Annotated in this window: 12 protein-coding genes and 2 tRNA genes; 5 read left to right on the forward strand and 9 right to left on the reverse strand. The window is 63.4% G+C overall.

The genetic code is table 11. The features are described from left to right. Nucleotides 1-13: 13 nt before the first annotated feature. The 6 genes from PVT67_RS08700 to PVT67_RS08725 form a co-directional block, all read right to left on the reverse strand. Nucleotides 14-475, reverse strand: a complete 462-nt coding sequence (locus tag PVT67_RS08700; protein ID WP_301499503.1) for a hypothetical protein — start codon at nucleotides 473-475, stop codon at nucleotides 14-16. Nucleotides 476-579: 104 nt separating this feature from the next. Beyond that, nucleotides 580-656 (reverse strand) — tRNA-Pro (locus tag PVT67_RS08705). A 143-nt stretch (nucleotides 657-799) separates the two neighbouring features. Then, nucleotides 800-1282, reverse strand: a complete 483-nt coding sequence (locus tag PVT67_RS08710) for a P-loop nucleotide/nucleoside kinase family protein (protein WP_301499504.1) — start codon at nucleotides 1280-1282, stop codon at nucleotides 800-802. A gap of 235 nt (nucleotides 1283-1517) precedes the next feature. Further along, nucleotides 1518-1594 (reverse strand) — tRNA-Pro (locus tag PVT67_RS08715). Nucleotides 1595-1835: 241 nt separating this feature from the next. Beyond that, nucleotides 1836-3689 (reverse strand): DUF3413 domain-containing protein, encoded by a 1854-nt coding sequence (locus PVT67_RS08720; RefSeq protein WP_301499505.1) that lies wholly within the window; start codon nucleotides 3687-3689, stop codon nucleotides 1836-1838. Between the two features lie 62 nt (nucleotides 3690-3751). After that, on the reverse strand, nucleotides 3752-3976 hold the full coding sequence (locus PVT67_RS08725; protein WP_301499506.1) for a YejL family protein: 225 nt from the start codon (nucleotides 3974-3976) through the stop codon (nucleotides 3752-3754). Between the two features lie 64 nt (nucleotides 3977-4040). Between PVT67_RS08725 and yejK the strand changes: the two genes are divergently transcribed. From yejK to PVT67_RS08740, 3 genes are all read left to right on the forward strand, one after another. Continuing rightward, nucleotides 4041-5054, forward strand: coding sequence for a nucleoid-associated protein YejK (yejK, locus tag PVT67_RS08730; protein ID WP_301499507.1), 1014 nt, complete (start codon nucleotides 4041-4043; stop codon nucleotides 5052-5054). Nucleotides 5055-5185: 131 nt separating this feature from the next. Then, nucleotides 5186-5464: a PilZ domain-containing protein gene (locus PVT67_RS08735; RefSeq protein ID WP_301499508.1), complete on the forward strand. Its 279-nt coding sequence runs from the start codon at nucleotides 5186-5188 to the stop codon at nucleotides 5462-5464. Nucleotides 5465-5552: 88 nt separating this feature from the next. Further along, nucleotides 5553-6188 (forward strand): hypothetical protein, encoded by a 636-nt coding sequence (locus tag PVT67_RS08740; protein WP_301499509.1) that lies wholly within the window; start codon nucleotides 5553-5555, stop codon nucleotides 6186-6188. Nucleotides 6189-6210: 22 nt separating this feature from the next. Here PVT67_RS08740 and thrC read toward each other — a convergent pair whose 3' ends face one another. The 3 genes from thrC to thrA all read right to left on the reverse strand — a co-directional run bounded on the left by thrC (nucleotide 6211) and on the right by thrA (nucleotide 10812). Continuing rightward, on the reverse strand, nucleotides 6211-7455 hold the full coding sequence (thrC, locus tag PVT67_RS08745) for a threonine synthase (protein WP_301499510.1): 1245 nt from the start codon (nucleotides 7453-7455) through the stop codon (nucleotides 6211-6213). A 2-nt stretch (nucleotides 7456-7457) separates the two neighbouring features. After that, nucleotides 7458-8354, reverse strand: coding sequence for a homoserine kinase (thrB, locus tag PVT67_RS08750; RefSeq protein ID WP_301499511.1), 897 nt, complete (start codon nucleotides 8352-8354; stop codon nucleotides 7458-7460). A gap of 64 nt (nucleotides 8355-8418) precedes the next feature. Further along, nucleotides 8419-10812: a bifunctional aspartate kinase/homoserine dehydrogenase I gene (gene thrA / locus PVT67_RS08755; protein ID WP_301499512.1), complete on the reverse strand. Its 2394-nt coding sequence runs from the start codon at nucleotides 10810-10812 to the stop codon at nucleotides 8419-8421. Between the two features lie 573 nt (nucleotides 10813-11385). Between thrA and PVT67_RS08760 the strand changes: the two genes are divergently transcribed. Together PVT67_RS08760 and PVT67_RS08765 are read left to right on the forward strand one after the other, a co-directional pair. Then, nucleotides 11386-11871, forward strand: a complete 486-nt coding sequence (locus PVT67_RS08760) for a MarR family winged helix-turn-helix transcriptional regulator (RefSeq protein ID WP_301499513.1) — start codon at nucleotides 11386-11388, stop codon at nucleotides 11869-11871. A 94-nt stretch (nucleotides 11872-11965) separates the two neighbouring features. Continuing rightward, the gene (locus PVT67_RS08765) at nucleotides 11966-13144 is read left to right on the forward strand and encodes a DcaP family trimeric outer membrane transporter (protein WP_301499514.1); all 1179 of its coding nucleotides are present in this window, start codon (nucleotides 11966-11968) and stop codon (nucleotides 13142-13144) included. The last annotated feature ends 102 nt before the right edge of the window (nucleotides 13145-13246 follow it).

Below are 13246 nucleotides of genomic sequence, written 5' to 3' on the forward strand. Positions count from 1 at the left end.
TACCCCGCCTTTTTTAGATGTGCCGGTAGTCCCCTTCCAAGAGGAAGTCGTCGAGGGCCGCTACCAGATCGTCGGCCCGCTCCAGCGGTACCGGGGCCGTGGGGTCGTCTTCGTCCCCTTCATCCTCTTCGGCCCAGAAGAAGGCGCGCAGGGCGTCGCTGAAGGGACTGCTTTGCTCGCAGAGCTCCTCGATGGTGCCAAGGTAGACGATGCGCCTAAGGCCGACGGTGAGGTCGTTCAAGGCTTCCGCCAATGCCTGGCCTTCGAGGCTGTCGCAGAGCAGCTCGAAGCGCTCCCGGGCCGATTCCTGTTGCTCTTCGTCCAGCTCCCCGGCCTGGGCTACCAGTTGCAGGTAGTCTTCCAGCAGGTAGTGGTGCAGGCTGTCGTCGTCATCCAGCCACTGGTACTGGCTGCCACGCTCCAGCAGCATGGTGTGGGAGAAACTGTCGTCGATATGGCAAAGCACCCAGGACATGGCGGTACTCCAAAAAGGGATAGGCCTATTTTGGGCGCTCTGGCCCAGGCAGAAAAGCCGCAAAATGAAAAAGCCCCCACCTTGCGGTGAGGGCTTTCTCGTTATGGTCGGCGCGAGAGGATTTGAACCTCCGACCCCTGACACCCCATGACAGTGCGCTACCAGGCTGCGCTACGCGCCGTTGACCACTTTGCTGCAATAAGCGTGGGGACTTGCCGTGCAGCGGCCGCTAATGTCCTCGATCTTGGCCTTGGATGCAAGTGCTCTTTGCATTTTCCCCTGCCGACTGCCGACTTTCTGGCCGACTTGCTAGCGCATTGAGCATCAGGGGTGGTGAACCAGGCAAAAACCTTCTGCGGCGTCCGGTGCTTCGAAGTAGCTGCACAGGGCGGCGAACTGGGCCTGGGTGGGGGCAAAGGGATGCTCGCCCCTGGCATTGCGCTCGAGCACCCTGTCCAGGCAGAGGACCTCTGGCTGGTCCAGGTAATGCAGTTGGTGGGGCAGGCCGGCTTCTTCTGCCAGTTCCCTTGCCCAGGCCCGGCTGGCACGGGTGTTCAAGGGGAAGTCCAGCACCAGGCTCAGCCCCTGGTCCAACAGCGCCAGCAGGTGGCCCTTGAGCGCCGTGCGCAGCCTGGGGGCAAAACGGCCGTAATCGGCCAGGCTCTTAAGCTCGGGGCCGAAGAGGGCGGCCAGCCAGTCGTCTTCGCTCAGCAGCAGGTGGCCCGGCTCTGCCGCCAGGCGCTTGGCCAGGGTGGACTTGCCGGCCCCGGCCTTGCCACAGAAAAAGTGCAGTCTTGTTGAGGGCATGGGTATCTCTCCTTGGTTGCCTATGCCCTGAAAAACGAAAACCCGCCTTCCAGGGCGGGTCTGCTGCCGATACCAGCGCTAGTCCGCCATCAAGGGAATGGCGGTAATAATGACGCTGGTGAGGGCAGGGAAGTTCTTCATGGCCCCAGCATCGCTGTTGGCAAGGGCAGGGTCAAGAGGGGAGGCGAGCGCGCAAAGAAAAAGCCCCCACCTTGCGGTGAGGGCTTTCTCGTTATGGTCGGCGCGAGAGGATTTGAACCTCCGACCCCTGACACCCCATGACAGTGCGCTACCAGGCTGCGCTACGCGCCGTTGACCACTTGCGTTGCAGTAAGCGTGGGGACTTGCCCTGCAACGCCGACAAGTTTACTGATCCGGCGCCGTCATGCAAGGGTTCTTTGCATCCAGGCCAACCGTTTGCCGACTTTTTGCCCTCGCTGGCGACCAAAGCGCCGTTTTGCCGCCTTTGTCTCCAGAGGTAGGGGACTTTATCCAGGGAAATCAGTACGAAAGCGCCCGCAACAAGGCGGGCGCTTTCACAAGGCGGCAAGCCTCAGCGGTAGAAGCGTTTCAGCTCCTTGAGGGCATCCATCAGGGTGCCGACCCGCACATGGGCCTGATCCAGGGGCTGGTAGTTGTTGTCGCGGATGCTGTACTGGCCCATCTTGTCCATCACCAGCACCCTGTCGTTCTGCAGCACGGCGAACTGGTGGAAGTCACCGAGGATCACCCAGCCGGGGCCCGTATCGGCAAAGAGGCTGGCCCCTGAGCTGAAGGTGCTGGCCGGCACCTGGCTGCCGAAGGCGCTGCCGGCCAGGGTCGGCAGTATGTCCTGGTGGCTGGTGATATGGTTGATCACTTGGTGGGTCATGCCCGGCCAGTGGATCACCAGGGGCACCTGGGTCTGGTAGCGGCTGAAGTTGGAGTTGTAGCCCCAGCTGTTGTCACGGTTGTCGTTGAACTCCATGCCGTGATCCGAGGTGACCAGCAGCAAGGTGTCGTCCAGCTGGCCGCTGGCCTTGAGCTTGTCGATCAGCTGGCCCAGCAGGCCGTCGGCGTAATGGACGGCATTGAGATAGCGGTTCTTGACCGGCGTGATGTCGCTCTGGTTGTCCAGCTCCGCCAGGTTCACCACCTGCCAGTCGGGCTGGTAGGGGTTGCTGTAGTCCTGGGGGGTGGAGAAGCTGGCCGGGGCGCCCAGCTGCAGGTAGCCGAAGTAACCCCCTTGCTGCTTGGCGGTCCAGGCCAGCAGGGCGTTGAGGGCTTCCTGGTCGCGGGTGGCGACACTGCCCTGGAAGTGGGGTATGTCCAGGCCCTGGAAGGCGGTCTGGTCGAGGCCATTCTGCTTGAAGCCGTCTGAGGCGAAGATGCCGAGGGCGTCCCCCTGGTCGCGGAAGCTTTGCACCAGCAGCGAAGGGTCACGGCCCAGGCGCACCGCATCCTGGTAGACGGCAGGCAGGCCGTAGAAGAGGCTGAAGAGGCCGTCCTTGGGTTCGTTGGAACCGGCAAAATGCTGGTTGAAGCGCAGGCCGCCATCGGCCAGGGCCTCGAGGTTCGGCATCACATCGCCGTTGAGGGCGTCGGCCCTCAGCCCTTCCACTACCACCAGCAGCACCTTGGGAGTCTTCTCGAACGGCGCCAGGGTCTTGGGCAGCTTCAGCAGGCTGTCGGTGTCGGCCGCGTCACGCAACCGCTTCTGGTAGTCCTCCATGTCCAGCAGGCCGTGGCTGGCCAGGAAGGCCTTGGCGGTGGCGGGGTAGGACAGGGGGAAGACGGCGCCTTGGCGCAGTATGGGGTAATAGAGCCTGGCGTCGGCCCAGATGTGCAGGCTGTGGGAGGCGAAGAAACAGGCCACGAAGGCGGTGGCCACGTTGAAGCCGATACGCTTTTCCTTGAAGCGGTGGCGCCGCTTCCAGAGGTAGTTACCGGCCGTCAGCTCCAGGGCAAAGATCAGCACCATCAGGCCCCCCAGGGCCATCCAGGTGAAATAGTGCTTGGTGAGGATCTGGCCCTCGCCTGAGGCGATGAGATCCCAGATGAAGCCGTTGAGGTGCAGCCGGTACTGGCCGAACACGAAGGTATCGGCCAGCAGCACCCCTTGCCCCAGGGTGGCCACCAGGGCACCGGCGAAGCGGATAAGCCTTGGCAGCGGCACCAGTATCGAGAGGGGGAAGAGGGTGACGATGTAGAGGATGAAGGTCAGGAAGGCGAAGTGCCCGGCCCAGGTGGCCGCGGTGTAGAGCAGGCCCAGGAAGCTGTCGGGCAGGCCGTTGTCGATGAGATAGCGGCTGCCGATCACCATCGCCAGCAGGATATTGAAGAAAGTAAACCAGTGGCCCCAGTTGATGAGCCTAGAGATCCGCTCCGCCAGGCGGGGTTCAAACCCGTCCTTTTCCTGTCCCGTCATTGCCTGTCTGCTTGTTGTTGATTTGGCGGGAACATTGTCACATTGAATGCCCCGCCCGGCAATCAATGGTGCCCGGTCACCACGCTTTGTTCCAAGGTCTTGGCAAATTGCTTGACCAGGGCGGCGCGTTTGCCTGCAGGCAGGTTGTCGTTGACCAGATTGCTAAGCACATTGCCCAGCACCATCAGCCCCAGGTCCACGGGGGTCTTCTCCCTGGCCAGCAGGGCCAGGATCTCGGTGGAAAGGTGGGTGATCCGCTCGGGGTCGTATTTGGATTGAAAGGGCATGATGCTCTCGGCGTTGTCAGCAAAGCTGCTATGATAGCACGCCCCAACAGCCAGCCAGATACCCATGAGCATAGACGTCAAAGCCCTTATCCTGCACCGCCTCGAACTCAACCAGGAAGGCCTGCTGGCCGTCAGCCCCCGCCAGCACAGCCTGCCCGCCACCGAGGCCGTCGCCAAGCTGGTGGCCGAGCTGCACGCCAGCTATGCCTCCAAGCCCGGCAAGGGCTTTGCCGCCTTCAAAGACGAAGGCTCTCCCTTCGCCGAGGCCCTGGCCGGCTATTTGGACGGCCAGTCCGACTTCGTGCCCTTTACCCTGACGGCGGCCGATCTCCTGCAGGCCCAGCTCAACCACTACGGCTTGCTGGAAACCGGCTACCTGCTGCTGGCCCACTACAAGCACCTGGCCGTGGACAAGCTGCTGGTGCTGCAACTCAAGGCCCAGGAATCGGTAACCATCACCGACGCCCTGGAGCTGGGCCAGACCCGTTTCCTGGAGCTGAAAAGCCTGCAACTGGCTGCCAGTGTCGACCTCACCGCCTGGCAGGTGGAGCCGGAGCGGCGCCAGTACATCAGCTTCGTGCGGGGCCGTGCCGGCCGCAAGGTCTCGGATTTCTTCCTCGATTTCCTCGGTTGCGAGGAAGGGGTTGACGCCAAGGCCCAGAGCAAGGCGCTGCTGACCGCCGTCGACGACTACTGCGCCGCCGTGGGCCTGGAGGGGGAAGAGCGCCAGGAGCTCGGCAAGCAGGTGTTCGGCTACTGCAAGGAAAAGGCCAGCACCGGTGAGGACGTGAGCGTGGCCGAGCTGTCCGACAGCCTGCCCCCCTGGGAAGGGGAGAGCCGCTTTGCCGATTTCGCCGTCCAGGGCGATTATGGCCTGGAAGATCGCTTCCCGGTGGAGCAGAGCGCCCTCAAGGCGCTGGTGAAATTCTCCGGAACCGGCGCTGGCGTCACCCTCAGTTTCGAGGAAAAACACCTGGGCAGCCGGGTGCTTTACGACATGGCCACCGACACCCTCACCATCAAGGGCATCCCCGCCAACCTGCGCGAGCAGTTGAAAAAGCGCCTCAGCAACGACTGATCAAGAAGGCCGCCACAGCGGCCTTTTTTGCATCCAGGCTGTGATAAAGCTCACTTGCCTTTTGGGTCGGCTGACAGGATGGTATGGGAATAATGTCGCCGTTAGCCAAACAGATACGAGGCAGGGAACCCATGATCCAAGGTGATGAGCAGCGAGACTTCAAACGCCTGGCGGTAGAGGCTCAGGTGGTACTGGTAAGCGAGGCAGCAGAGCTCAGGGGCCAGTGCCTGGATCTCAGCGGTTCAGGGCTGGCCCTGGTGGCCGATGAGCCCCTGGCGGCCGGCACCCAGGTCGAGGTGAGGATGGACGGCGGCATGGGCCGCTTGCCACCCTTTGAGGCCAAGGGGCGGGTGGTGCGGTGCGACGCCCAGGGAAACCGCTACCAGCTGGCTGTGGCCTTCGAAAGCTGACCCTCTCCTAAACGAAAGGGCCGCAAGGTTCGCGAAAAGGGACCTGGCTGCGGTCTTATGAACAGGCTTCCCAAAAGGAGGGCCTGTCATGTGGAGAAAGATACTCAGCTTAGGCCTCAGCCTCGGCCTTGCCGTCAGCCCAGCCCTGGCCAGGGACGAACATCACGGCAAGTCCCAGCCCCGCCAGGAACAGCAGCACAGCGACCGCCGCGGCGGCGAAATGCAGCGCCACCGCTTCGACAACCAAGGCCACGGCGCCGTCCCCCAACGCCATCATGGCGACCAGTACCAGGATAGAGACCGCCATCAGGACAGGGATCGGGACAGGGACGACCGGCACTGGCGAGGCGGTCATGACCGTTATTACAGCCACCAGCAGCCCCGTTACATCCAGCGTCCTTATCACAGACCCTACCAAGGTCCCCGCTACTGGAACAGCTATCGCCACCATTACTACCTCTACAGCCTGCCAGTCTTGGCGATTTCCTTCGCAGTGGGGGGGGTCACCTATTACAGTGCCTATGACAACTACTACCGCTGGGCGCCGGACTTTGGCTACTACCAACAGGTGGATCCCGACCTTATCTGGGTGCCGGGCACCATAGTGGATCTGCTGCCTGGCCCGGCCGTCGAGGTCTGGGTCGGCAACACCCTCTACCTCCAGGTGGACGGCATCTTCTTCCTGCCCCTGGACGATGGCCGCTACCTGGTGGCCAGGCTGTAAAAAAGGCCCGAAGGGGCCTTTTTCATGACAGCAGCTGGGCGCGCAACGCCTGCCAGTCGGCGGCTATGGTCCTCGACAGGTTGGGCTTTTCCATGGCCCTTGCCAGGGGGCCCGGCAGCGCCAGCTCCATGCCGAGAATGGCGCCTACCGCTTCGGCGAACTTGGCCGGGTGGGCCGTGCAGAGAAAGGCGCCCCTTTCGCCGGACTCAAGCTGGTCGAGCAGGGCCTTGAAGGCCACGGCGCAGTGGGGCTCGCCGAGATAGCCCTGGAGCTGCAACGCCTGCACCGCCGCCCTGGTATCGGCCTCGCTGACGGCGCCGGCCGCCAGCGTCCAGCCCTGGCTGTCCAGGAGCTTTGCCACCCTCGGCCAGTTGTTGGGCCTGGACACGTCCATGGCGTTGGACAGGGTGGCGACGGTGTCACGGGGTTGCCACTGGCCGCCGGCCAGGAAGCGCGGCACCGTATCGTTGCTGTTGGTGGCGGCGACGAAGCGCTTGATGGGCGCCCCCATGGCCTTGGCCATCAGGCCGGCGGTGAGATCCCCGAAGTTGCCGCAGGGCACGCTGACCACCAGATCTGGTTGGCTGAGGGCCAGATCCCAGAAATAGAGGATCTGCGCCAGCAGCCGGCTGATGTTGATGGAGTTGGCCGAGTTGAGGCCGCAGCGGCCTTTGACCTCCTCGTCGTCGAAGGCGGTCTTGACCAAGGCCTGGCACTGGTCGAAATCCCCCTCCACGGCCAGGGTCTCGATGTTGCCCCCCAGGGTGCAAAAGAGCTGCTCCTGGGGCCGGCTTATCTTGCCCTTGGGGTAGAGCACCAGCACCCGTACGCCGGGTTGGTTGTGGAAGGCATGGGCAACGGCGGCGCCTGTGTCCCCCGAAGTGGCGGTGAGTATGGTGATGGGCTGGCCGCTGCCCAGGCGCTTGAGGCACTGGGCCATGAAGCGGGCGCCGAAGTCCTTGAAGGCCAGGGTGGGACCGTGGAAGAGCTCCAGGGCGAAATGGGGCCCCACCGGCACCAGGGGCGCCTCGAAGGGAAAGGCCTCGGCCACCATCTGGGCCAGGGTGCCGTCGCTGAAGGTGCCTTCCACGAAGGGTTTCAAGATGGCCTGGTAGCGCTGGTGGCGGGGCAATACCGACAGCATCCTCGCGTCCAGGTGCGGCAGCCGCTCGGGAAAGAAGAGCCCCTGATCCCGGCCCAGGCCCTGGCGGACCGCCTGGCCGAAGCTGACCTTTTCTTCGGGATGCTTAAGGTTGTAAAAATCCATTGTCACTCCAGCAGACGGGCGCCGCGGTCGTCGACCCGGCAGAGGTGGGCAAAGCCAGCGTTGGGGGAAACCCAGGCCTTGGCGGCGTCGAGGGCAGCCAAGGCGCTGGCCTGATTGTCAAAAAGGGCAAAGAGGCTGGGCCCCGAGCCTGAAAGCCCGGCAGCCAGGGCGCCCCTGGCCATCAGCCTGTCTTTCAGGTCGGCAAAGCCAGGTACCAGGGGGGCGCGGTGCGGCTCTATGATGGGATCCACCATCAGGCTGGCCGCCAGGGCGCCGTCGCCTCTGTGCAGGGCGTCGACGAAGCGGCCGAGCCGGGCCGCCTGGGCGACGGCATCCCCCAAGGGCAGGGCCTTGGGCAGTATGGCGCGCATGGCCTTGGTTTCCAGGCGGATGCCGGGGTAGGCCAGCAGCCAGATCCAGCCCGGCGGCACCGGCAGCTTGGCATCGTGCAGGCAAAGGCCCCCTTGCAGGCAGGGCAGCAGGTTGTCCCAGTGCACGCCGCCGGAAAGCTCACCCTCCAGCTCCGCCATCAGCCGTTTCTCCCCCTCGGCGTCCAGAGGCTTGCCGAAGTGGGCGTTGATGGCCAGCACGGCGGCCACCACGCTGGCGGCCGAAGAGCCGATCCCCGAGCCCACCGGCATGCCCTTGTCCAGATGCAAAGCCACGGGCTCATCGATGCCGGTCAGCTCGCGAAAGCGCGTTAGTGCCTTTTCCACTATGTTGGTGCCCTTGAGTTCATGGGCATAGGGGCCTGTGACGCTCAGGCTGTCCTGGCCGGCCTTGGCTATCGCCAAGTGGTCGCCGAGGGCCGGACCTTCCAGGGGCTGGAGGGCCACCCCCAGGCTGTCGAAGCCGACATTGAGGTTGGCGGACGTGGCAGGGGCAAAATAGCGCAGCATCAGGCCTCCCTCCGGTCATGGCGGGCCAGGTGGCGGCCCAGATCCCTAACAAAGCACATCATCATTACACCTCGCGCATCCAATTGAGGGTCCTCAGGATATCGGCAAAGATACCGGCGGCAGTGACATTGGCGCCGGCGCCGTAGCCCCGCAGCAGCAACGGCACCGGGCTGTAGTAGCGGGTCAGGAAGGCGAGCGCGTTCTCGCCGTCCCGCACGGCGCGCAAGGGATGGCTGTCCTCGACGGCCTTGAGGCCGACCCGGCCCCGGCCCTTTGCGATCTCCCCCACGAAGCGCAGCACCTTGCCGCCTGCACGGGCCTCGGCAACCTGGGCGGCGAAGGCGGCGTCCAGCTCTTCCAGCCGGGCCAGGAACTCCATCTTGTCCATCTCCACAAAGGCGGGGGGCAACAGGCCATCGAGGCTGATGTCGGCCAGCTCCAAGGCATAGCCTGCCTCGCGGGCCAGGATCAGCACCTTGCGGGCCACGTCCAGGCCGCTGAAGTCATCCCTGGGATCAGGCTCGGTAAAGCCCTTGTCCATGGCCTCCCGTACCGCGGCAGAAAAAGGCAGGCCGTCTTCCAGGCGCCCCATCAGGAAGGACAGGGAGCCGGATAGGATGCCGCTGAAGCTCTGCAGCTCGTCGCCGGCGTGAAGCAGGTTCTGCAATGTCTCTATGACCGGCAGGCCGGCGCCGACAGTAGTGTCGTAGAGGTAGCGGCGGCGGTGGCGTTTGGCGGTGGCCTTGAGGGCCTGGTACTGGGCCAGGGGGCCGCTGTTGCCCTTCTTGTTGGGGGTGACCACGTGGAAGCCCGCTTCCAGGAAGGCCTGGTAGTCAAGGGGCAGCTCGTCGCTCGCCGAGCAGTCCACCAATACGGGGTTGAGCAGATCCGGGCTCATGGCCTTGAGGGCATCCAGGTCCAGCGGCTGGCCGGCTTCGGCCAACTGGTTCTGCCAGTGGGCCAGGGTCAGGCCTTGGGGCGCCATCAACATCCGCTGGCTGTTGGCCAGGGCCACCACCTTGGCGCTGATCCCCTGGCGGGCCAGCCATTGCTGCTGATCCGCCAGCTGGCGCACCAGCTCGGCGCCGACATTGCCACAACCCAGCAGCACCAGCTCCAGGGGCATGGAGCTGTCGAAGAAGGCCTGGTGCACCATCTTGAGGCCGCGGCTGGCGCAGTTGCCAGGGATGACGGCGGAGATGGCCCGCTCGCTGGAACCCTGGGCTATGGCCACGACGTTGATGTTGGCACGGCCGAGCTGGGTGAAGCAGCGGCCCGCCACCCCCTTGGCCTGGCACATGTTGTCGCCGATCAGGGTGAGGATCGCCAGATCGCGCTGCACCGAGACCGGCTCCAGTTGGCCAGTCGCCAGCTCCAGGGAAAAATCATCCTCGATATGGGTCACCGCCTGGCGCTCGTCACAGGCGTTGAGGCAGAAGCTGATGCTGTATTCACTGGACGACTGGGTGATCAGCAGCACCGAGACCCCGGCCTGGCTGACGGCGGCGAAGATGCGGCTGGCCATACCCACCATGCCTTTGAGGCCGGGGCCGGATACCGACACCATCACCACGTCGGACAGGCTGGACAGGGCCTTGACCGGCTTGTCGGACGGCTCGGCATTGCTGTCGATGCGGGTGCCGGGCAGTTCGGGGGCGAGGCTGGAGCGGATCCAGGTCGGGATCTGGAAACGGCCGACGGGGCCCAGGGTCTTGGGATGCAGCACCTTGGCGCCAAAGTGGGACAGCTCCAGGGCCTCTGCGAAGGAGAGTTGGCGAAGCTTCTTGGCCTCAGGCACCAGCCGGGGGTCGCACTGGTAGACACCGTCCACATCGGTCCAGATGATGAGTTCCTGGGCGTCGAGGCAGGCGGCCAGCACCGCCGCCGAATAGTCCGAGCCGTTGCGGCCCAGCAGGCACTGGCCGCCGTCGCGGTGCCCGGCGTAGAAGCCGGCCATGATGGCAAGCTGCGGCGGCCTGTCTCTAAGGCTGCGGCACTTGTTGCGGGAGGCGTCGAGATCCACCAGGGCGTCGAGGCGGGGCCCGAAGCCGAGGAAGAGGCCGGCGGGGTCCAGCACCTGGGGCTGATGGCTGGCCAGCAGGTGGCTCAGCACCAGTACCGACAGCTGCTCGCCGGCGCTGGCGATGGCTACCCTGGTGCTGTCCGGGCAGGCATCCAGAAGGCGGATCCCCTGGCACCAGGCGTCGAGCTGCTTGGCCCATTGGGCCAGGGGTTCGGCAAGGTCAGGGTAGTTTTGTGTCCAGGTGGCGGTGATGGCCTGAATTTCGGTGCTGTCCCGGCTGTCACAGAGGGCCACTAGGGCGTTGGTGACACCCGCAGGGGCCGAGAGCACCACTGCCACAGGCCCCTGGGCCAGGGCTTGGGTGACCTGGGCGGCGACGGCGTCGAAACGCTTGGGATCCGCCAGGGAGCTACCACCGAATTTCATGACCTGCATTTTTCTTGTCTCCAGATAAACAAAAAGCCCGCCGGGGAGGGCGGGCTTTCTTGGAAGGATGAAACTGCTCAGCTTTCCAACAACGCCCACCGGTGCCACAGGGTGGTACCGGTAATGGTGGTGGTGGTAATGCCGAGGTTGCGAAGTTTCATCAAAAAAATCTCCTGATTGCGCTTCTATCCTTGGCAAAAGGGATGGGTGTCTGTCAAGGCTTTTTTGCTGTGGCTTACCAGCAAGGCGGTAAAAGCAGGGAGGAATCCAGTTTGATTGAAGTGTCATGGCTTGTGTAATCATCTATTCATTTTTCTATCTGTAAGCCGCCTTTCCTTTCGTGCCGAGTGTAATGCCTGCTGTCCTGTCTTTGGCAGAACACAAAACATCAGTATGCAATTCAATAACGCCTGTGCCGAGGGGAGTGCGAAAGCCAAACGCTGTGAAATTCTGGGCATTGCGCTTTGCCAGGCTGTTCGCAGGCGAACAGCTGCCGCTCACGTTTGCCCGGGAATGACCATAGGGCTTATCAAAGCCCTGGCTTGCGGTCTAAAATGGCGTTTTTCCCGTAGAGGCAGCTTCATGGAACCGGTAGACGAGGTTTTGACAGCCCTGAGGCGCATCATCCGCGCCATCGATCTGCATTCGCGCCAGCTCACCAAGGAGACCTCCCTGACCGGCCCCCAGCTGATGCTGATGCGGGCCGTCGCCGACAATCCGGGCGACACCACCCGCAGCATTGCCCGGCTGGTCAACTTGTCCCAGGCGACGGTCACCAGCATCATCGACCGATTGGAGGCCAGGGGCCTGGTATGCCGTGAGCGCTCCATGCAGGACAAGCGCAAGGTGGAGTTGACCCTGACCGAAGAAGGTCAGGCGGCCCTGGCGGCGGCGCCGGCATTGCTGCAGAACGCCTTCATCAAACAGTTCGGCGAGCTGGCCCAGTGGGAGCAGCACTTGATCCTGAGCTCATTGCAGCGGGTGGCCAGCATGATGGACGCCGAAGACATCGACGCTTCCCCCGTCCTCACCCTGGAGCAGCACCTGGCTTCGACCAAAGGCGAATAGGCAATTTTTTGATTCTTTGCAATATTTCTTTAGTGAGCCTTGGCAGCGTGTCAAAAGACTGCCTTCGCCAGTCACCACTACAGGAAGAGAGAAGATGAACAAGAGCCTTATCGCAGGTGCCATAGGCGCCGTCCTGTCCATGCCCAGCCACGCGGCCTTCGAGCTGCTCAAGACCGACAACACCACTGTGACCTTCGGCGGCTACGCCAAGGCCAGCGTCATGTACAGCAAGTTCAGCGACGGTACCCCGGCCAGCAACAGCGTAGGCCGCAACTACTATGTCCCCAGCACAGTCACCGTTTGTACTGCCTCTTGCGGTGACAACAACCCGGTGCTGGATTTCACGGCCAAGGAAACCCGCTTCAACTTCGGTACCAAGACCGAGCTGGAAGGCCATACCCTGACCACCTATCTGGAGATGGACTTCCTGTCCAGCTACACGGGTGACGAGCGGGTCTCCAACTCCAACGCCCCCCGCGTCCGCCACGCTTACTTCACCTACGACAACTGGCTCTTCGGCCAGACCTACACCACTTTCCAGAACACCGGCGCCCTGGCCGAGACCGTGGACTTCCTTGGCCCGGCCGACGGCACAGTGTTCAACCGCCAGGTGCAGATCCGCTACACCAGCGGCAACTGGCAGTTCGCCGCCGAGAACCCGGAAACCACCTACAGCGCCTACGGCTCTACCGGCAAGGTGGACGAGGACACCAGCGTCATGCCTGATCTGGTCGCCCGCTACAACATGAAAGGTGACTGGGGTCACCTGGTGGTGGCCGGCCTGGTACGCCAGCTGCGCGCCGACACCGTCGACATGAACGGCAACAAGCAGAACAACCAGACAGCTACCGGCTACGGCATCAGCGTCTCTGGCCTGTTCAAGGTCGGCTCCATGGACGACTTCCGTTTCATGGTCTCAGGTGGTGACGGCATGGGCCGTTACGTGGCCCTGAACGCCATCAACGGCGCCAACGCCGATGCTGACGGCGGCCTCAACACCATCAGCACAGTCGGTGGCTTTGCCGCTTACCGTCACATGTGGAACGACAAGCTGCGCTCCACCGTGATGTATTCCGGCACCTTCGCCAACAACAACGACAGCGGCGCTACCGGCCTCACCAAGAGCGTCCAGTCCTGGCATGCCAACATCATGTATTCCCCGGTCAAACCCATCACCTTCGGTGTGGAATACATCTTCGGCGAGCGTAAGCTGGAAAACGGTGCCAAGGGTAGCCTGGACCGGCTGCAGTTCGCCGCCAAGTACGTCTTCTAAGCCGAAAGGCACAGACAAAAAGCGCCGCTTAATGCGGCGTTTTTTTATGGGCGTCGAATACTGCCCATAAAAAAGCCCGCCTTGCGGCGGGCAGGGACGGCT

The sequence above is a fragment of the Gallaecimonas kandeliae genome, from assembly GCF_030450055.1.
Classification (GTDB): Bacteria; Pseudomonadota; Gammaproteobacteria; order Enterobacterales; family Gallaecimonadaceae; genus Gallaecimonas; species Gallaecimonas kandeliae.

What these genes read in the sequence shown, in the direction of transcription:
- thrC (WP_301499510.1), bottom strand. Translation starts at nt 7,455, where the DNA reads ATGGATTTTTACAACCTTAAGCATCCCGAAGAAAAGGTCAGCTTCGGC.
- thrB (WP_301499511.1), bottom strand. Translation starts at nt 8,354, where the DNA reads ATGCTGCGCTATTTTGCCCCTGCCACGTCCGCCAACCTCAATGTCGGC.
- PVT67_RS08740 (WP_301499509.1), top strand. Translation starts at nt 5,553, where the DNA reads ATGTGGAGAAAGATACTCAGCTTAGGCCTCAGCCTCGGCCTTGCCGTC.
- PVT67_RS08765 (WP_301499514.1), top strand. Translation starts at nt 11,966, where the DNA reads ATGAACAAGAGCCTTATCGCAGGTGCCATAGGCGCCGTCCTGTCCATG.
- thrA (WP_301499512.1), bottom strand. Translation starts at nt 10,812, where the DNA reads ATGCAGGTCATGAAATTCGGTGGTAGCTCCCTGGCGGATCCCAAGCGT.
- PVT67_RS08760 (WP_301499513.1), top strand. Translation starts at nt 11,386, where the DNA reads ATGGAACCGGTAGACGAGGTTTTGACAGCCCTGAGGCGCATCATCCGC.
- PVT67_RS08700 (WP_301499503.1), bottom strand. Translation starts at nt 475, where the DNA reads ATGTCCTGGGTGCTTTGCCATATCGACGACAGTTTCTCCCACACCATG.
- PVT67_RS08735 (WP_301499508.1), top strand. Translation starts at nt 5,186, where the DNA reads ATGATCCAAGGTGATGAGCAGCGAGACTTCAAACGCCTGGCGGTAGAG.
- PVT67_RS08710 (WP_301499504.1), bottom strand. Translation starts at nt 1,282, where the DNA reads ATGCCCTCAACAAGACTGCACTTTTTCTGTGGCAAGGCCGGGGCCGGC.
- yejK (WP_301499507.1), top strand. Translation starts at nt 4,041, where the DNA reads ATGAGCATAGACGTCAAAGCCCTTATCCTGCACCGCCTCGAACTCAAC.
- PVT67_RS08725 (WP_301499506.1), bottom strand. Translation starts at nt 3,976, where the DNA reads ATGCCCTTTCAATCCAAATACGACCCCGAGCGGATCACCCACCTTTCC.
- PVT67_RS08720 (WP_301499505.1), bottom strand. Translation starts at nt 3,689, where the DNA reads ATGACGGGACAGGAAAAGGACGGGTTTGAACCCCGCCTGGCGGAGCGG.